19 protein-coding genes, 2 tRNA genes and 1 rRNA gene are annotated in these 17191 nt (G+C 39.1%); 14 read left to right on the forward strand and 8 right to left on the reverse strand.

Annotated features, from left to right (window positions below; genetic code table 11):
* The 3 genes from rrf to IEV74_RS08940 form a co-directional block, all read left to right on the forward strand.
* A 5S ribosomal RNA gene (gene rrf / locus IEV74_RS08930) occupies positions 1 to 100 on the forward strand; the annotation flags it as partial.
* A 22-nt stretch (positions 101 to 122) separates the two neighbouring features.
* A tRNA-Met gene (locus tag IEV74_RS08935) sits at positions 123 to 199 on the forward strand.
* A gap of 17 nt (positions 200 to 216) precedes the next feature.
* Positions 217 to 293 (forward strand) — tRNA-Asp (locus IEV74_RS08940).
* Positions 294 to 718: 425 nt separating this feature from the next.
* On the opposite strand, the gene IEV74_RS08945 is transcribed toward IEV74_RS08940, so the two are convergent.
* Positions 719 to 1534 carry a ZIP family metal transporter gene (locus tag IEV74_RS08945; protein WP_188455041.1) on the reverse strand — a complete coding sequence of 272 codons (816 nt, stop codon included), beginning with the start codon at positions 1532 to 1534 and terminating at the stop codon, positions 719 to 721.
* Positions 1535 to 1838: 304 nt separating this feature from the next.
* Between IEV74_RS08945 and thiL the strand changes: the two genes are divergently transcribed.
* The 6 genes from thiL (at position 1839) to IEV74_RS08975 (ending at position 6832) form a co-directional block, all read left to right on the forward strand.
* Positions 1839 to 2810 (forward strand): thiamine-phosphate kinase, encoded by a 972-nt coding sequence (thiL, locus tag IEV74_RS08950; protein ID WP_188455042.1) that lies wholly within the window; start codon positions 1839 to 1841, stop codon positions 2808 to 2810.
* The gene (gene tsaE / locus IEV74_RS08955; protein ID WP_188455043.1) at positions 2807 to 3262 is read left to right on the forward strand and encodes a tRNA (adenosine(37)-N6)-threonylcarbamoyltransferase complex ATPase subunit type 1 TsaE; all 456 of its coding nucleotides are present in this window, start codon (positions 2807 to 2809) and stop codon (positions 3260 to 3262) included. Before thiL ends, tsaE begins: the two co-directional genes overlap by 4 nt.
* An 18-nt stretch (positions 3263 to 3280) precedes the next feature.
* A complete protein-coding gene (gene tsaB, locus IEV74_RS08960) occupies positions 3281 to 3985 on the forward strand; it encodes a tRNA (adenosine(37)-N6)-threonylcarbamoyltransferase complex dimerization subunit type 1 TsaB (RefSeq protein WP_188455044.1) in 705 nt (234 codons plus the stop codon).
* Positions 3978 to 4433 (forward strand): ribosomal protein S18-alanine N-acetyltransferase, encoded by a 456-nt coding sequence (rimI, locus tag IEV74_RS08965; RefSeq protein ID WP_188455045.1) that lies wholly within the window; start codon positions 3978 to 3980, stop codon positions 4431 to 4433. The genes tsaB and rimI overlap by 8 nt, the downstream gene beginning before the upstream one ends.
* Entirely contained in the window at positions 4423 to 5433 is a 1011-nt protein-coding gene (gene tsaD / locus IEV74_RS08970) for a tRNA (adenosine(37)-N6)-threonylcarbamoyltransferase complex transferase subunit TsaD (RefSeq protein ID WP_188455046.1), read from the forward strand. The genes rimI and tsaD overlap by 11 nt, the downstream gene beginning before the upstream one ends.
* A 226-nt stretch (positions 5434 to 5659) precedes the next feature.
* A complete protein-coding gene (locus tag IEV74_RS08975; protein ID WP_188455047.1) occupies positions 5660 to 6832 on the forward strand; it encodes an FtsW/RodA/SpoVE family cell cycle protein in 1173 nt (390 codons plus the stop codon).
* 35 nt (positions 6833 to 6867) lie between these two features.
* On the opposite strand, the gene IEV74_RS08980 is transcribed toward IEV74_RS08975, so the two are convergent.
* Positions 6868 to 8793, reverse strand: coding sequence for an ABC-F family ATP-binding cassette domain-containing protein (locus IEV74_RS08980; RefSeq protein ID WP_188455048.1), 1926 nt, complete (start codon positions 8791 to 8793; stop codon positions 6868 to 6870).
* Positions 8794 to 8931: 138 nt separating this feature from the next.
* Here IEV74_RS08980 and moaC point away from each other — a divergent pair, with 138 nt between their 5' ends.
* Positions 8932 to 9426, forward strand: coding sequence for a cyclic pyranopterin monophosphate synthase MoaC (moaC, locus tag IEV74_RS08985; protein ID WP_188455049.1), 495 nt, complete (start codon positions 8932 to 8934; stop codon positions 9424 to 9426).
* Positions 9427 to 9429: 3 nt separating this feature from the next.
* Positions 9430 to 10068 carry a redox-sensing transcriptional repressor Rex gene (locus IEV74_RS08990; protein ID WP_188455050.1) on the forward strand — a complete coding sequence of 213 codons (639 nt, stop codon included), beginning with the start codon at positions 9430 to 9432 and terminating at the stop codon, positions 10066 to 10068.
* 68 nt (positions 10069 to 10136) lie between these two features.
* Here IEV74_RS08990 and IEV74_RS08995 read toward each other — a convergent pair whose 3' ends face one another.
* The 4 genes from IEV74_RS08995 to IEV74_RS09010 all read right to left on the reverse strand — a co-directional run bounded on the left by IEV74_RS08995 (position 10137) and on the right by IEV74_RS09010 (position 12637).
* Entirely contained in the window at positions 10137 to 10271 is a 135-nt protein-coding gene (locus IEV74_RS08995; RefSeq protein ID WP_188455051.1) for a YpzI family protein, read from the reverse strand.
* Positions 10272 to 10369: 98 nt separating this feature from the next.
* Complete coding sequence (locus IEV74_RS09000; protein WP_188455052.1) at positions 10370 to 10960, reverse strand: SCO family protein; 591 nt, start codon at positions 10958 to 10960, stop codon at positions 10370 to 10372.
* A 161-nt stretch (positions 10961 to 11121) separates the two neighbouring features.
* The gene (locus IEV74_RS09005) at positions 11122 to 12054 is read right to left on the reverse strand and encodes a cation diffusion facilitator family transporter (protein ID WP_188455053.1); all 933 of its coding nucleotides are present in this window, start codon (positions 12052 to 12054) and stop codon (positions 11122 to 11124) included.
* A gap of 277 nt (positions 12055 to 12331) precedes the next feature.
* Positions 12332 to 12637, reverse strand: a complete 306-nt coding sequence (locus IEV74_RS09010; protein WP_188455054.1) for an ArsR/SmtB family transcription factor — start codon at positions 12635 to 12637, stop codon at positions 12332 to 12334.
* A gap of 192 nt (positions 12638 to 12829) precedes the next feature.
* Here IEV74_RS09010 and IEV74_RS09015 point away from each other — a divergent pair, with 192 nt between their 5' ends.
* The gene (locus IEV74_RS09015) at positions 12830 to 13549 is read left to right on the forward strand and encodes a ZIP family metal transporter (protein WP_188455055.1); all 720 of its coding nucleotides are present in this window, start codon (positions 12830 to 12832) and stop codon (positions 13547 to 13549) included.
* A gap of 18 nt (positions 13550 to 13567) precedes the next feature.
* Here the strand turns inward: IEV74_RS09015 and IEV74_RS09020 are convergent, their stop codons facing one another.
* Both IEV74_RS09020 and IEV74_RS09025 read right to left on the reverse strand, forming a co-directional pair.
* A complete protein-coding gene (locus IEV74_RS09020) occupies positions 13568 to 13771 on the reverse strand; it encodes a YdiK family protein (RefSeq protein ID WP_188455056.1) in 204 nt (67 codons plus the stop codon).
* Between the two features lie 7 nt (positions 13772 to 13778).
* A complete protein-coding gene (locus IEV74_RS09025) occupies positions 13779 to 14492 on the reverse strand; it encodes a CPBP family intramembrane glutamic endopeptidase (protein WP_188455057.1) in 714 nt (237 codons plus the stop codon).
* A gap of 293 nt (positions 14493 to 14785) precedes the next feature.
* On the opposite strand from IEV74_RS09025, the gene groES reads away from it, so the two are divergent.
* Both groES and groL read left to right on the forward strand, forming a co-directional pair.
* Entirely contained in the window at positions 14786 to 15070 is a 285-nt protein-coding gene (gene groES / locus IEV74_RS09030) for a co-chaperone GroES (protein ID WP_188455058.1), read from the forward strand.
* 45 nt (positions 15071 to 15115) lie between these two features.
* Positions 15116 to 16750, forward strand: coding sequence for a chaperonin GroEL (gene groL / locus IEV74_RS09035; RefSeq protein WP_188455059.1), 1635 nt, complete (start codon positions 15116 to 15118; stop codon positions 16748 to 16750).
* The last annotated feature ends 441 nt before the right edge of the window (positions 16751 to 17191 follow it).

Below are 17191 nucleotides of genomic sequence, written 5' to 3' on the forward strand. Positions count from 1 at the left end.
AAGAGGTCACACCTGTTCCCATACCGAACACAGCAGTTAAGCTCTTCAGCGCCGATGGTAGTTGGGGCTTTGCCCCTGCAAGAGTAGGACGCCGCCAGGCATAAACATTATATTTTTTACATCGCGGGGTGGAGCAGTCTGGTAGCTCGTTGGGCTCATAACCCAAAGGTCGTAGGTTCAAATCCTGCCCCCGCAACCAAATTATTTTTATAGTTTGGTCCGGTAGTTCAGCTGGTTAGAATGCCTGCCTGTCACGCAGGAGGTCGCGGGTTCGAGTCCCGTCCGGACCGCCACTTAATAAGGTACACATGATTCTGTAATAGATACATGTGTTTTTTTTATGGAATTATTACCACATTCATTATGATTTAGTCCGCAATCCAATCACATAAGTTAAAATTCATCATCTCCTAATAGGAAACGTATTAGCTAAACAAAACTTCAACCAGGTTCAATTTACACATTATCATTCAAACAGATTACCAAAAATGCTACTGAATTTGATATTAAATGATGTTGGTCGGGAGTATACGACCCGACCAACATCAACCCGAGAATAAAAACATCAACCCGAGAATAAAAACATCAACCCGAGAATAAAAACATCAACCCGAGAATAAAAACATCAACCCGAGAATAAAAACATCAACCCGAGAATAAAAACATCAACCCGAGAATAAAAACATCAACTCGAACCCGAATACGAGAATAATCAGCCTTAGCCTAACGCAACGTCCAACACCATCATTACGGTAAATCCGATCATCAACGCAAGTGAGGCCAAATCTTTATTGCCTTCCTCCTGAGACCCAGGTATTACCTCCTCTGCAACAACAAAAATCATTGCACCAGCTGCAAAGCTAAGAGCATATGGCAGTAGAGGCTGTATATAGGAAACAGCTAATACACCGATTATTGCTGATATTGGTTCGACCATTCCGGAAAACTGTCCATACATAAAACTTTTTCCTCTAGACATTCCATCCCGTCGCAGCGGCATAGAAACTGCTACACCTTCAGGAAGGTTTTGAATGCCGATACCTAATGTTAAAGCAACTGCACTAGCAAGCGATGCTGAGTCGTACCCTGCCATAATAGCCCCAAAAGCTACACCGACAGCAAGGCCTTCTGGAATGTTGTGTAATGTAATAGCTAAAACTAGCAAAGTACTTCTCTTTTTCTTGGTGGGATTAATTCCTTCTGCACTATCCATATTTTCACCAGGGTGTAAATGGGGAAGTATTTTATCAATTCCCCAAAGAAAAAGGCCACCGAGTAAGAATCCAATTGCTGCAGGGATCCAGGCAGGTAAATTACCTCCCTCCGCCATTTCCAATGCTGGGGACAACAATGACCAGAAGCTTGCTGCGATCATTACACCGCCAGCAAATCCCAGCATACTGTCAAGAAACTTTTGATTCATATTCTTACTTGTAAAAACGACTGCTGCACCAAGTGCTGTCATCCCCCAGGTAAAGAGTGTAGCAATGGTGACTTGAACGACTATGTTTAACTCTAAAAAGTAATCAAGCATGGTATTATTGCACTTCCTTTAGTTACATTTTTTACATTAACATATTCACCTTATCCATAAATGTTTACCTTGGTAAAAACAAGTATACTACAAAAATTTAGTGTGTCAAACTTAGAAAATTACAAATTACGGTAGATAGTATACGTAATATGTTTGACAAAAACACACAAGAATTTCACTTAAAATTTTCGAAAGAGCTGGTAGTCTTATAAAAGAAAGGAGCAATTAGCAATTAACTTTTTCCTTTTACGGTTGTTTTTGCTATCATGAACATAGTCAAATGAAAAGTTGGTGATCCACTTCTATGGATGAGTTTTCGTTTATTAATTCGATAAAACAATCTACATACAAACAATCTACCCTTTTAAAGGGGGTTGGTGATGATGCAGCTGTTTTTAGACAATCTTCAAAGGATATTGTGACAGCTGTTGATACATTTGTGGAAGGGATCCATTTTTCCCGTAAAACGATGGACCCGTTCCACATCGGGAATAGGGCACTTGCAGCTAATATAAGTGATATGGCAGCAATGGGGGCATCGCCTGTTTTTTATCTTGTATCGATTGTCATTCCATCACATTGGACCGAGGATGAACTGAGTCAGATTTATCGTGGCATGCAATCACTTGCTAAGCAGTATAAGATCGATTTGATAGGTGGGGATACGGTATCTGGAAATGAATTGACCATATCCATCACGGTTATTGGATATGCTGCTTGTGGCAAAGCTCGTTATCGGAGTACCGCTGTTGAAGGGGACATTGTTTTTGTAACTGGAACGTTAGGTGATTCAATCGCCGGCTATCATATCTTAATGAATCCGGGACAATTTATAAATAAGAATTATTATTATAGGAGACATCAAATGCCTGATCCAAGGGTAGCTTTTGCGCTTGAATTAGAGGATTTACAGCGGGTGGCATTAAACGATATCAGTGATGGTATAGCGAATGAAGCTGCAGAAATTGCGGAAGCATCCGGTGTCTCTATAACGATAAATTATCAACAAATTCCTACTAGTGATTCGTTCAGCCAATTTACTGTAAATCAGCAGCGTAACTGGCCACTTTTTGGCGGTGAGGACTTTGAATTGTTAGGTGCAGTTCCGAAGAGGGATTGGCCATTAGTTCAGCAGGCAGCACAGCGGACACAAACAATGGTTACAGAAATTGGTTATGTCGACATAGGTAAGGAACTTGTTTATTTACAAGAAGAAAACGGTCGAAAGCCTTTAAATAAAAAGGGTTACACGCATTTTAAGCAGGTGAAGCTATGAGTGAATATAAAATTGAAACATATTCCGAAAAAGAAACAACACATATTGCACAAGAGCTGGCACTATTATTAAAACCCGGTGATGTCATCACCTTAGAGGGGAACCTAGGAGCTGGGAAAACGACATTTACGAAAGGGCTTGCCAGTGGTCTTGGGGTGAAACGTACGGTTAATAGCCCGACATTTACGATTGTTAAAGAATACCACGGAGAACTCCCGCTTTACCATATGGACGTATACCGTTTGGAGGATTCAGATGAAGATATTGGTTTTGATGAGTACTTTAATGGGGACGGTATTTCAGTCGTGGAATGGGCTCATTTTATTGAACCCTATCTTCCCGACAGCAGGTTGAACATTAATATAACGTATGTTGATGAGCATAAACGGCTGCTTGAGTTCATTCCTTATAGTAGCCATTTTGAACAGATTACACAAGAGTTAATTGGTTAAAAAGAAGGAGTTTCATGTATGAAGATACTTGCAATTGATACATCGAATCAAGTATTAGGGGTAGCCCTGCTTGACGATGAAAATATTATTGGTGAGTTCGTTACCAATTTGAAAAAAAATCATTCTGTAAGGCTAATGCCTGCTGTTGATCGTTTAATGAAGGAAGCAAATATGGCACCGGAGCAGCTCAATAAAATAGTTGTCGCCAAAGGGCCCGGTTCATATACAGGTGTCCGTATTGGAATGGCGACGGCTAAATCGCTTGCATGGGCTTTAAATATTCCAATAGTAGGCGTTTCAAGTTTGGAAGTTTTAGCCTTTCAGGGTCGCCTATTTTCATCTTATATCTGCCCATTTTTTGATGCTAGACGTGGTTTGATTTTTACTGGATTATATAAATGGGAAAACGGTGAAATGAGTCTCAAGCTGGATGAACAAAACATTCTAATGGAAGAATGGCTCGAACAATTGGCTGCTAAACAGGAAAAGGTTCTAATTTTAAGCCCCGACATCGATATGTATAAAGAGACCATTCTAAGGATGATGGGTGATTTGGCAATTATTCCAGAAAAGCCATTCCATATAGCGAAACCATCCCATTTAGCATTAGCAGGACTGAATAGAGAGGCAGATAATACCCATAATCTGTCGCCTAATTATTTGCGTTTAGCAGAGGCAGAGGCGAACTGGTTAAAAATGCAGAAGGAAAATAAAAATGGCTGAGTTAGTCATCCGGAAAATGGAAATTGTGGACATCGATAACGTATATGAAGTAGAAAAGGCTTCGTTTGATACGCCCTGGACAAAAGATATTTTTTATCAAGAAATAATCGAGAACCAATTCGCTAATTATTTTGTAATGGAATTGGATCAAACGATTATTGGCTATGCAGGGCTTTGGGTTGTCATTGATGATGCACAGATTACCAATATAGCTGTTATGCCAACCTATCGTGGGAAAAAGTTTGGTGAAAAACTCTTTCTGTATACGATGGAACAAGCAATAAAATTAGGGGCAAACCGGCTGTCCCTAGAAGTAAGAACCTCCAATATTGTCGCGCAAAGAATGTATCGTAAATTCGGCCTTGTCCCTGGAGGAATCCGTAAAAATTATTACACAGATAATCAAGAAGATGCTATTGTTATGTGGGTGAACTTATATGAAAAATGATAATTATATTGTAGGAATTGAAACAAGCTGTGATGAAACAGCAGTTGCCATTGTAAAAAATGGAACAGAAATTATATCTAATGTTGTTGCCTCACAAATTGAAAGTCATAAACGTTTTGGCGGGGTCGTGCCTGAAATTGCCTCGAGACATCATGTAGAACAGATGACAATTGTACTGGAAGAGGCTTTTGAGCAGGCTGCAATCGAATGGGAAGCTATTGATGCTGTAGCTGTTACAGAGGGGCCTGGTTTGGTTGGAGCATTATTGATTGGCGTTAATGCAGCAAAGGCACTCGCATTTGCCAAACAAAAACCGCTTGTAGGTGTTCATCATATTGCAGGTCATATATATGCCAATCGATTTGAACAAGAATTTGAATTTCCACTCTTGGCATTAGTTGTTTCAGGAGGTCATACAGAACTTGTGTTAATGAAAGAGCATGGGCATTTTGAGGTAATAGGGGAAACACGTGATGATGCAGCGGGTGAAGCGTACGATAAGGTTGCACGGATGCTGAACCTGCCATATCCCGGTGGTCCGCACATTGATCGATTGGCGGGAACAGGTGAAGAGAGCATCAAATTTCCTCGTGCATGGCTGGAGGAAGAAAGCTTTGATTTTAGTTTCAGTGGATTAAAGTCATCCGTTATCAACACTATCCACAATGCGAAACAACGCGGGGAAGAATTGAAGAATGAAGATATTGCAGCAAGTTTTCAAGCAAGTGTAGTTGAAGTATTGACAGAGAAAACATACAAAGCAGCGAAGCAATACGGTGTGAAGAAGGTTATTGTTGCTGGTGGTGTTGCAGCTAATCAAGGATTACGTACGGCATTGCAAAAGAAATTCTCAGAAATAGCAATTCCATTATTAATTCCTCCGTTAAATCTATGCACAGATAATGCAGCGATGATAGCAGGAGCGGGCACTATTGCATATCAGCAAGGGAAGCGATCAGGCTGGGATTTGAACGCTAATCCATCATTAGTATTGGGGTAAATGCGGAATATCCACAACGCTGTGGATATTTCTTGCTAAAGCTTTGTAGAATAAGTATCAACCTGTGAATTAATTCTGTGGAAAACTATATACTTTCATGTGGATAATGTGAATAACTTAATAAAAATAAATAAAAAAGCATTATTTACTGTGGATATATCTGTGGATAATTAGATTGATCAAACGTTTGATCTAAAATTGAATGTGGGAAGTTGGTGAAGCTGTAATGACCAAAAGGCAATCGCATTATTTACAAATGGATTTTATCATGTTATTGCTATTTTTTATAATCGTTAGCCTGCTAGCTATATATAATGCACAGCAGCTGGAGCAATACGGAGGAGAGAACTTTGTAATAAAGCAGGCGGTTTGGTTTTGCGTAGGGATTGGAATTGTAGCTTTTCTTCAGCTTTTTGATTTAGATCAATTGTATAAGGCAAGCATGTACATATACGGCTTCGGTGTTCTCCTGTTAATCATGCTGTTAATAAGTCCGGAAAGTATTGCAAGGACGATCAATAGTACCAAAAGCTGGTTCACGCTGCCTGGGTTTTCCATGCAGCCTGCGGAATTCACAAAGATATCCACAATCCTGTTTTTAGCTGCCGTAATAAGCCGGCATAAATCAAAATACGAAATAAGTACATTGAAAAGTGATAGTTTACTATTAATCAAGATAATTTTCGTTACCGTTATTCCGGTTTTTTTCATTTTGCAGCAGCCTGATTTCGGTACATCAATGGTTTATTTATTTATCGCCGGGATGCTAGTGCTTCTTTCAGGGATAGACTGGAAGATTATTGCCGGACTCATCTTAGGAATCTCCCTGTTACTTGCAGGTATGTTAACATTGATTGTAAAATTCCCCGAGCTTTCTCAGGATATTATTGGGATTGAACCATACCAAATCAATCGCATCATGACGTGGTTTGATTCATCCCAACAATCATCGAATGATACTTATCATTTCGATTTGTCGTTGCTTGCATTAGGTTCGGGACAATTAGCGGGAAAGGGTATGGATAAGCTCCAGGTGCCGACACCCGAGGCACATACTGATTTTATATTCTCTGTAATAGGAGAGAGCTTTGGATTCATTGGTTGTGCCATCGTAATCTTTTTGTATTTTATGATGCTGTATAAACTTGTCACGCTCGGTTTAAAAAGTTCCAGTCATAATAGTTTTGGCTCATATTTATGTTTTGGCTTTTTAAGTTTATTGCTTGTCCATGCCTTTCAAAATATGGGGATGACTATAGGAATCATGCCGATAACAGGAATTCCATTATTGTTAATCAGCTACGGCGGCAGCTCTGTATTATCTACAATGATTGGATTTGGGCTGGTCTATCGCGTAGCAGTAGAACATACGATACAAAGTGATTATTTATTTAAATAAGAGGATGTCCCTTAGATAGGGACATCCTCCACTATTTATTCCTCTTGCAGTGCTGTCCATTCTTCCATATACTGCTCAATTTCCTGTTTTATTTCACTCGTCTGTTTTGTTAGTTCAAGGGCCTTTTCATGATCCTGATAAATTTCTGGTTCGGTCATTTTACTTTCAAGATGAGCTAACGTCTCTTCTAGTTTTTCAATTTTTGCCTCGAGACCAGTAATTTGGCGTTCTTTTTTACGTTGTTCACTCTTAAGCACTTTTTCTTCCTTGTAACTTAGTTTCTTCTGCTTATCCGCTTTTTTGACGTTCTCTTCCGTTTGCCGTAGCTCCTTACGTTCTGCCTCTTCCCGCTTTTTCTCCATGTAGTAATCATAATCGCCTAAATAGACAGTTACACCATCACGCTGCATTTCAACAACCTGATCTGTAATTTTATTGATAAAATAACGATCGTGTGAAACGAAAATAATGGTACCTGGAAAATCCATTAGTGCTGCCTCTAATACTTCCTTGCTATCAATGTCCAAATGGTTTGTCGGCTCATCCAAAACAAGCAGATTCGCTTTTTGCATCATTAATTTTGCTAAAGATAATCGCGCTTTTTCACCACCACTAAGGGAATGGACCAATTTTAAAACATCGTCACCGGAAAATAAAAAGTTTCCTAAAACGGTTCTGATGTCTTTCTCATTAATTAAAGGGTGTTCATCCCATAATTCCTGTAAAACCGTTTTAGAAGCTGTTAAATTGGTTTGTTCTTGATCATAATATCCAACCTGGACATTTGTACCGAGCTGCAGTGTTCCATTTGACGGTTTTAGTTGGCCCAAAATTGTTTTCAGTAATGTTGTTTTGCCAACCCCGTTAGGTCCTACAAGTGCAATTCTTTCGCCACGGTTAATAGGAAAAGTTACATTCGTAAATAATTCATTGCTTTCATCATCATAGCGGAATGCCAGGTCATCTATTTTTAACACATCATTCCCGCTGCGCCGGTCGATCTGAAACGAGAACGAGGCAGATGACTCATCACCTAATGGTTTATCGAGTTTGTCCATCTTTTCTAATTGTTTGCGCCTGCTCTGGGCACGTTTTGTTGTGGATGCACGAACAATATTTTTCTGAATAAACGCTTCCATCTTTTTAATTTCTGTCTGCTGTTTTTCGAATTCCTTCATTTCCTGTTCATAATTTAAGGCTTTTTTTTCAAGGAATTTACTGTAGGTACCATGATATTTTTTCGTTCGATGGTAGGAAATTTCGTAAACAGTGGTAACTGTTTTATCTAAAAAATACCTGTCATGGGAAACGATTGTAACTGCACCTGGGTAATTAACTAAATAATTCTCAAGCCATGAAAGTGTTTCAATATCTAAATGGTTTGTAGGCTCATCCAAAATGAGTAATTCCGGTTTCATCAATAATAATTTTCCCATCGAAAGGCGCGTCTTTTGCCCGCCGCTTAATTCATTAATTGGTGTCTGATAATCAAAATGCTGAAAGTTAAGCCCTGTTAATACTGCTTTAATATCTGCTTCGTAGCGATAACCGCCGCCTGCTTCAAATGCATGCTGTTTCTTATCGTAATCGTGTAAAAGCTGTTCATAATTAGCATCTGAAAGGGATGCAGCACGTTCCATTTCTTTCTCCAACGCACGCAAATCTTTTTCCTGATCAATCAGAGTCTGGAACACATCGAGCATTTCATCCCAAATTGTTTGTTCAGATTCAAGCCCAGTATGCTGAGACAAATAACCTACAGTAAGATCTTTCGGTTTGTGCATATCACCTTCATCATACGACAGCTCTCCTGCCATGATTTTGAGTAAAGTAGATTTACCAGCGCCATTTCTTCCAACAATCGCAATACGATCCTTTTCTTTTATTTCAAGCTTTATATTAGAAAGAATTTTTTCCGCACCAAAGGATTTGGAAATTCCATTTAATTGCATTATAATCATTAGGTTCACCTCATCTATATAAGTTTATCGTACTATGAATTCAGCAATCAATACAATTGTGAAAATAATCACGACTTATTATTTTTTTTCTGCTACAATAAAGTGTACAATACCGAAAGCTTAATTGGGGATGAGTATATGGCGGATTTCACGCACTTTAATGAACAGGGAAGAGCACGTATGGTTGATATAAGCGGAAAGAATGAATCAGAGCGTACGGCCATTGCCAGGTCCAGTGTTCATGTGACGGAGGAAATCTATAAAAAGATAACAGGTAATAAAATTGCGAAGGGCGATGTACTTGCAGTTGCACAAGTTGCAGGAATTATGGCTGCAAAAAGAACGTCGGACTGGATTCCGATGTGTCATCCGTTACAATTAAAAGGAATTGACGTTTCATTTGAGTGGAAGGCTACAGAAAAAGCGTATGTTTTACAAATTGATGTATTTGTAAAGACTAAAGGTAGTACGGGTGTTGAAATGGAGGCGCTGACCGCCGCATCTGCAACCGCTTTAACGATATATGATATGTGTAAAGCAATTGATAAAGGGATGGTAATCGGTGAGACCTATTTACTCGAAAAAAAGGGTGGTAAATCCGGCGATTACCGTTTGCAAGGCAAGGAGGAGTAACATTTGGAGCAAAATAAAATACCACAAGCCACCGCGAAACGACTGCCATTATATTACCGTTTCTTAAACAACCTGCATCATCAAGGCAAATTAAGAGTATCGTCAAAGGAACTGAGTGAAGCCGTTAAAGTTGATTCCGCGACGATTCGCCGTGACTTCAGCTACTTTGGTGCGTTGGGGAAAAAGGGTTACGGGTACAATGTCGAATATCTGCTTGGATTTTTCCGAAAGACTCTTGATCAGGACGAATTGACGGAAGTTGCCCTAATTGGGACAGGTAATCTTGGTACAGCATTCTTACATTATAATTTTATGAAAAACAACAATACAAAAATCATGATGGCGTTTGATGCGAATCCGGATAAAGTAGGGAAAGACATCGGTGGAGTGCCAATCTACCATATAGATGATTTAGAGAAGAAAATTAATGGGGTTCAGGTGGCAATTTTAACTGTACCTGCGGCTGCTGCAGATGGTATTACCAATAGACTTGTAGACGTAGGCATCTCAGGAATTCTTAATTTTACTCCAGCGCGTATAACGGTACCTGACAGTGTTCGGGTTCACCATATCGATTTAGCAGTTGAACTGCAATCATTAGTATATTTTTTGAAACACTATCCGTTAGATACGGAAGAATAGGCATTTATAATAGGATAGATCTACATGAAAAGAGGTTTTCTATTAGCGGAAAACCTCTTTTCAAACCCTCATTTCTGATTTCGTTTGCGTGCTTCTTCCGGTCCTTCTAAGTCTGTGGATCCGCCATAATGAAGTGACTCATCACGATCTGAAGCTACTTTACCTGACTTTCTGAGCTTTTTTTCCTGGCGATCTTTACCCATTTTATTACCTCCTAAGCAAACATATAACTTAGGTTTTCTCGTTTTTTAAAATTAATACAAGAATCCCCTGACCATGATGGACAGGGGATAAACTATTATTATTCCTTTTCTGCAAGTATCTTTGCGTGTTCAACGATTGTATCGTATGGAACCTCTTGAACGCCGCTATATTTTTTTACTATTGTTCCTTCCTGATTTACTAGAAAAAAGCTTGTACCATGTGAAAATTGATCATTGCCTTCCGGAGGCTTAGCAGCCATGGATTTAAAGGATGATTCGGAAATCTCTTTTACATAATCGAAGGCGTAATCTCCAAAAAATGACCAATTCGATAAATCTCCTCCACGTTCTGTGATGTACTTTTTGCGGACATCTGGAGTGTCACGTTCAGGGTCAACACTAAAAGAAACAATTTCAACCGGAACATCTGCCTCTTTCAGTTTATCCTGCAGCTTTACCATATTTGCTGTCATAGGCGGACAAACACTTGTACAGCTTGTGAAAATAAAGTCAGCGATCCATACTTTCCCCTTAAGGTCAGACAGTGAGACAGTTTCCCCATCCTGATTCGTCGCTTCAAAGTCCTGAACCTTCCAGTCAAGTTTGTCTGGAATTGTTTTTTCACTGCCGCATGCTGATAGAATTATAACGAAAATAAGACAAATCGATGCTATAAACGTTCGTTTCATTATGCATACCTACCTTATGTTTAATGATTACTTTTCTATCCATAGTTTATATGGATAATAGGAATGATACAATGAATTTGGTGTGAACGATATGTGACAAAAACGAACGGAACATAAAAACATACCTCCTGCTCTGTATTATAGGAGGCATGATTGTTGGTTTAGTGGTTGTGCTCCTCGTGTTCCTGCTGACACATGAGTGAATCACCATGAGGATGTTCGTCATTCTCCATTTGAATCGTTACATGGCCAATGCCCTTATGCTGCAGTTCATGTTCAATGGATCGTAACAGTTTTTGACTTTCACCGACTGAGATGGTTCCATCAACGACAGCGTGACAGGAAAGTGCATTTTGTCCGCTTGTGATACTCCAAACGTGCAAATCGTGTATTCCGAGAACTCCCGGGAAACTTTCCATCGTGTTAATAATATCATCCAGATCAACATTTCTTGGTGTTCCTTCCATCAGTACATGAACCGCGTCTTTGGCAACGCGAATACCGCTTATCAATACAAGTACTGCCACAATGACACTTGCTAGCGGGTCGGCCCAGCCCCAATTGAAAAACATGATTAATACAGCAGCGACTATTGCACCAACGGAACCTAATAAATCGCCAAGAACGTGGAGAAAGGCAGCTCGTAAATTTAAATTCTCCTCTGTATCCCCGCGCATTAAAATCCATGCGACTACCAGATTTACAGTCAGTCCAATGATTGCAATTACCAGCATTCCAGTTGAAGCAACCTCTGGTGGATTTAAAAAGCGATGATAGGCTTCGTAAAAGATATATAGTGCGATTAACGAAAGTGTGACCCCATTGAAAAGAGCTGCTAATATTTCAAACCGTTTATAGCCATACGTTTTACTATAGTTTGCAACTTTCTCGCCCATTATAAATGCAAGTACACCGACTCCTAGTGAGATTGAGTCGCTAAGCATGTGACCTGCATCTGAAATTAAGGCGAGACTGTTCGTTAAAAACCCACCGATTGCTTCAACAATCATATAACCGGTGGTAATAAAAAAACTGATCATTAATGCCTTCTTATTTGCACCATGTGTGTGGTCATGGCCATGATCGTGCCCCATCTGCAGTACCTCCCTCTAGATTGTAATTATATTTATATATGTTCATATAACGATATTGGTGTATGCTTTGATTTAATATCGCAATTCTAAGGCTATCGTTTCGGAAATTCATTATGCTTTCTGTGTATTTCCTTCACTGTTGTTGTGGTTAAAATTAAAAAAGCATATATTTCCTTGCTAGCGTCCCATATATAGGGGTTGCACAACATAAAATGCAATATTTACGACACAGTGTATGTCTAATATGGAAAACAACAACTTCATAAAGAGATTCTACCTAGTGACAGGCGTGATCGATTGTTTGTTTCAGCATATTCATGACATGTTCGTCATCATGAGCATAATAAAGTGTCGTGCCTTCTCGGCGATATTTTACCAAGCGCAGATTTTTTAAAAAGCGTAATTGATGGGAAACGGTTGATTGTCTTAAATGCAACGCTTCTGCAATGCCATTTACAGAGTATTCTTTTTGAAACAGCAGATGCAGAATTCGAATCCGTGTTGGATCGCCAAGTGCTTTGAATGTTTGTGATACTACAAATAACGTTTCTTCATCCAAATCATTATAGTTATCATTTTCCATTATATTTCCCTCGCTTTTTCGTTAACATTCATCTAATCATTAATTTGGCTGTTAATAATATGCATATATCAGTATATGTTCATATTATGAAACTAAAGTAATGCTGTCAAATTTTTTTACAATTTAGTATTTGTATATCTAACCAATTAGAACATATAAATAAGTACAAGCATTTTGCAGGGAGCGATTGGAATGGATGAAGCATGGATAGTTGGAACGGCTGCTTCAGGAATTGGAATCGGAGCCGGTGGGGGACTTGCTTGGATTTTGAAAAAAATCAAGCACAATTTTACGTTTATATATTCGCTGTCAACGGGGCTGATTATGGGATTGCTATTTTTGGAAATGCTTCCTGAAAGTATTGAGATGGGTGGATGGTTTATTCTAGTATGCGGTTTGGCAGCGGGAATAGCATTGTTTTATTTTATACATTATTGTTTAGATAAGATTACAATTATTACTGGCAGTAAGCAAAAGGATATCTTCGTTCGTGCCGGTTTACTGTTAACGGTAAGTATTGCATTACACAACTTTCCAGTGGGACTGGCACTTGGTTCAACAATGGGTACAGATATCGGGGGAACTTTACTGGCAACGCTTATATTGCATAACGTACCCGAGGGAATTATCATATTCACACCACTATTTTTGGCGGGTTTTGGGTTTCTGACCTGGGTGTTATTTACGGTGTTAATGACAGTACCAATTGCTATGGGAGCAGCTTTTGGGCAATATGTTGGAATAATCGTTCCATGGTTACTTGCCTGTATCGTGAATCTTGCAATAGCCATCATCTTTATGATAGCGGTAAAGGAACTATTTTTGCTGGCAGTTAAACATTCATCCATTGCCTACAGTTCAGCAGTTGGAACATTAGGTTTCGGAATTATTTTTATCTATTTTACAATATAAAAAAGGAGCAGCACGGTGCTACTCCTTTTTGTTTTTATTTTTTAAACGGTAATGGATTGACAGTAAACGGATGGCAACACCGAAATCCAGCGTTGCGATTACTGCAAGTACGATGGTTGAGAAATTCCATACAGATCCATTAGTCGTTCGTACCGCAATGAATATAAATAATATCCCCATTGCAAAGTATATGATGGCCATTGTTTTTGGCGTTGTTCTCATAAATGTATTAGCCCCCAATAAAAATCATTTGCAGCTGCTCCAATTGTTTCTGCATGCGTTCAATATCCTCTGGACTAAGGGAAAGCTGAACAATGACAGAAATACTATTCATAGCCATGTGAACAATGATAGGAACAATAATGCGTTTTGTTTTTACATATAGAAAAGCAAACACAAATCCCATTGAACCATAGATAAGTATATGCTCCGGTTCGCCATGGATAATTGCGAAAATCAACGCAGAAAGTAATGCAGCTATAAAAAAGTTCGTTTTCCTATATAGTCCGCCGAAGATAATTTTTCGAAAAATAATTTCTTCCAGGATTGGTGCTACTAATGCTGGGATAATGATAAATAAAGGAAATGCACGCGAAATATCCATAATCATTTGCGTATTTTGCGATCCAATGGATATACCGAATAGCTCTGTTTCAATAAATGATGCAATGGCTTGGGAGAAGTATGCCATAAATACCCCGCCTATGGCCCATAGAACAGCACTGCCCACGTCAGAAGCATCCCGTTCATTTCGTTTTCTCATGTCAGGTCTCATCAACAGTAACACTACTACCAGTCCAGCTATAAAGCTGAATATAGTCCAATAAACAACTGCCTGGTTTTCTGTAACAGGCAACAGCACATATAGCAGAGGTGCAAACACAATTCCGGAAAATTGCATGATGATATAGGTTAAAATGACATACCAATATCGTTTCGTCAAAATTAAACGACTCCTTCTAGAATTCATTATTACAATAGTCTATGTATAGAGTGGCTTGTCTATTTGTGAAATTGAAAAACTCTATTAGACATTTTAGCATATTTTCATGCCTGGTAATAATAGTATGGTTTGTGGGGGTGTGTACATGATAAAAAATCAGAAAAAAATAAATTAGATTACTTGCATTTTTGACCTGTATTATTTATTATATAAAGTGGAATTAGCACTCACCATGAACGAGTGCTAATAACTCAAAAAATACATTATATAAATGAATTAAGGAGGTTGTCTACATGATTAAACCACTAGGAGATCGTGTTGTAATCGAGCTTGTTGAACAAGAGGAGAAAACTGCAAGCGGTATTGTACTTCCAGACTCTGCAAAGGAAAAACCACAAGAAGGTAAGGTTGTTGCAGTTGGTTCTGGCCGCGTAACAGACAATGGAGAAAAAGTTGCCCTTGAAGTCGCAGAAGGTAACCGTGTTATTTTCTCTAAATTCGCTGGTACAGAAGTGAAATATGAAGGCACAGAATACTTAATTCTTCGTGAAAATGACATTTTAGCAGTTATTGGCTAAAACATAAATATCATATCAATAGATTTTTAAGGAGGGCATTTAAAAATGGCTAAAGAAATTAAATTTAGTGAAGACGCTCGCCGCGCTATGCTTCGCGGTGTGGATACATTAGCAGATGCAGTTAAGGTAACATTAGGACCAAAAGGCCGTAATGTTGTTTTAGATAAAAAATACGGTTCACCGTTAATTACAAATGATGGTGTTACAATCGCAAAAGAAATTGAATTAGAAGATCACTTCGAAAACATGGGTGCACAGCTTGTATCCGAAGTAGCATCTAAAACAAATGATGTTGCTGGTGACGGTACAACTACTGCAACAGTTCTAGCGCAAGCAATGATTCGTGAAGGCTTGAAAAACGTTACATCTGGTGCAAATCCAGTTGGTGTTCGCCGTGGTATTGAAAAAGCGGTTGAAGCAGCGGTTACAGAGCTTAAAGCAATTTCACAACCAATCGAAAGCAAAGAATCTATCGCACAAGTTGCAGCAGTTTCTTCAGGCGACAATGAAGTTGGCAGCCTAATTTCTGAAGCAATGGAACGCGTTGGCAATGACGGTGTAATCACAATCGAAGAGTCAAAAGGTTTCAACACGGAATTAGAAGTTGTTGAAGGGATGCAATTCGATCGTGGATACTCTTCTCCATACATGGTTACAGATCAAGACAAAATGGAAGCCGTATTAGACGATCCTTACATTTTAATTACTGATAAGAAAATCGGAAATATCCAAGAGGTACTTCCTGTGCTTGAACAAGTTGTACAACAAGGTAAACCACTTCTTTTAATTGCTGAAGATATCGAAGGAGAGGCACTAGCAACATTAGTGTTAAACAAACTTCGCGGAACATTTAATGCTGTAGCTGTCAAAGCTCCAGGATTCGGTGACCGTCGTAAAGCAATGCTTGAAGATATCGCAGTACTAACTGGTGCTGACGTAATTACGGAAGACCTTGGCCTAGACCTTAAAGGCACAACAATTGAACAACTAGGCCGCGCATCTAAAGTTGTTGTAACAAAAGAAAATACAACAGTTGTTGAAGGTTCTGGAAATCCAGAAGCAATTTCTCAGCGTGTAGCACAAATCCGTGCACAAGCAGAAGAAACAACTTCTGAATTCGATAAAGAAAAATTACAAGAACGTCTTGCAAAATTATCAGGCGGTGTAGCAGTAATCAAAGTTGGTGCTGCAACTGAAACTGAATTAAAAGAACGCAAACTACGCATTGAAGATGCATTGAACTCAACACGTGCTGCTGTTGAAGAAGGTATCGTAGCAGGCGGTGGTACTGCACTTGTTAATGTTTACACGAAAGTAGGCGGATTAGCACTTTCTGGTGATGAAGCAACTGGTGCAAGCATCGTACTTCGTGCACTTGAAGAACCAGTTCGTCAAATCGCACACAATGCAGGTCTTGAAGGATCAATCATTGTAGAACGCTTAAAAGGCGAAGAAGTAGGCGTTGGTTACAATGCAGCTTCTGGCGACTGGGTAAACATGATTGATGCAGGTATCGTTGACCCAACTAAGGTTACTCGTTCTGCATTACAAAACGCAGCATCTGTAGCGGCTATGTTCTTGACTACTGAAGCTGTAGTTGCTGATAAGCCTGAAGAAAATGCTGGTGCTCCTGCAATGCCTGACATGGGCGGCATGGGTGGAATGGGCGGCATGATGTAATAAGCCGCTCAACCCTTTGATATATAAGGATTCTGTAGCACTTTACTAACAAAATGAAATAAAAAGAGGCTTCTCATTAATTAGGTAACTTTTGAGAAGTCTCTTTTTTTATCATTCTTTGTTAGGTGGCAATACATAATTTATATTTTGCCTTGCGATATTCTCTGAATATACTCTTGATTACACCCGTTGGAAAAATCTGTACCATAGCTTTTACAGGTTGGGATGAAAAACAAATTCTGAACTTTTTATTAAATTGTTCTGCAACAGCGCGAGAAGAAGGGAATGTAACAGTGTACTCTGGGTAAAGTTTTGCCCTTTACAAATTTCTTCAATATCTCCTCCCTAAACATACTGCAAATGAATACCCCCAAAAGTTCGTCAGCATTTTTCTGAACGATGTGTCCTAGTTGAAGCATTGCTATCAAAACAATAGATAAT

The organism is Virgibacillus oceani, from assembly GCF_014638995.1.
GTDB lineage: Bacteria > Bacillota > Bacilli > Bacillales > Amphibacillaceae > Virgibacillus_E > Virgibacillus_E oceani.

Excerpts from the sequence above, each read along its gene's own strand:
- IEV74_RS08945 (WP_188455041.1), bottom strand. The coding sequence starts at position 1,534 with ATGCTTGATTACTTTTTAGAGTTAAACATAGTCGTTCAAGTCACCATT.
- thiL (WP_188455042.1), top strand. The coding sequence starts at position 1,839 with ATGGATGAGTTTTCGTTTATTAATTCGATAAAACAATCTACATACAAA.
- tsaE (WP_188455043.1), top strand. The coding sequence starts at position 2,807 with ATGAGTGAATATAAAATTGAAACATATTCCGAAAAAGAAACAACACAT.
- tsaB (WP_188455044.1), top strand. The coding sequence starts at position 3,281 with ATGAAGATACTTGCAATTGATACATCGAATCAAGTATTAGGGGTAGCC.
- rimI (WP_188455045.1), top strand. The coding sequence starts at position 3,978 with ATGGCTGAGTTAGTCATCCGGAAAATGGAAATTGTGGACATCGATAAC.
- tsaD (WP_188455046.1), top strand. The coding sequence starts at position 4,423 with ATGAAAAATGATAATTATATTGTAGGAATTGAAACAAGCTGTGATGAA.
- IEV74_RS08975 (WP_188455047.1), top strand. The coding sequence starts at position 5,660 with ATGACCAAAAGGCAATCGCATTATTTACAAATGGATTTTATCATGTTA.
- IEV74_RS08980 (WP_188455048.1), bottom strand. The coding sequence starts at position 8,793 with ATGATTATAATGCAATTAAATGGAATTTCCAAATCCTTTGGTGCGGAA.
- moaC (WP_188455049.1), top strand. The coding sequence starts at position 8,932 with ATGGCGGATTTCACGCACTTTAATGAACAGGGAAGAGCACGTATGGTT.
- IEV74_RS08995 (WP_188455051.1), bottom strand. The coding sequence starts at position 10,271 with ATGGGTAAAGATCGCCAGGAAAAAAAGCTCAGAAAGTCAGGTAAAGTA.
- IEV74_RS09000 (WP_188455052.1), bottom strand. The coding sequence starts at position 10,960 with ATGAAACGAACGTTTATAGCATCGATTTGTCTTATTTTCGTTATAATT.
- IEV74_RS09005 (WP_188455053.1), bottom strand. The coding sequence starts at position 12,054 with ATGGGGCACGATCATGGCCATGACCACACACATGGTGCAAATAAGAAG.
- IEV74_RS09010 (WP_188455054.1), bottom strand. The coding sequence starts at position 12,637 with ATGGAAAATGATAACTATAATGATTTGGATGAAGAAACGTTATTTGTA.
- IEV74_RS09015 (WP_188455055.1), top strand. The coding sequence starts at position 12,830 with ATGGATGAAGCATGGATAGTTGGAACGGCTGCTTCAGGAATTGGAATC.
- IEV74_RS09020 (WP_188455056.1), bottom strand. The coding sequence starts at position 13,771 with ATGAGAACAACGCCAAAAACAATGGCCATCATATACTTTGCAATGGGG.
- groES (WP_188455058.1), top strand. The coding sequence starts at position 14,786 with ATGATTAAACCACTAGGAGATCGTGTTGTAATCGAGCTTGTTGAACAA.
- groL (WP_188455059.1), top strand. The coding sequence starts at position 15,116 with ATGGCTAAAGAAATTAAATTTAGTGAAGACGCTCGCCGCGCTATGCTT.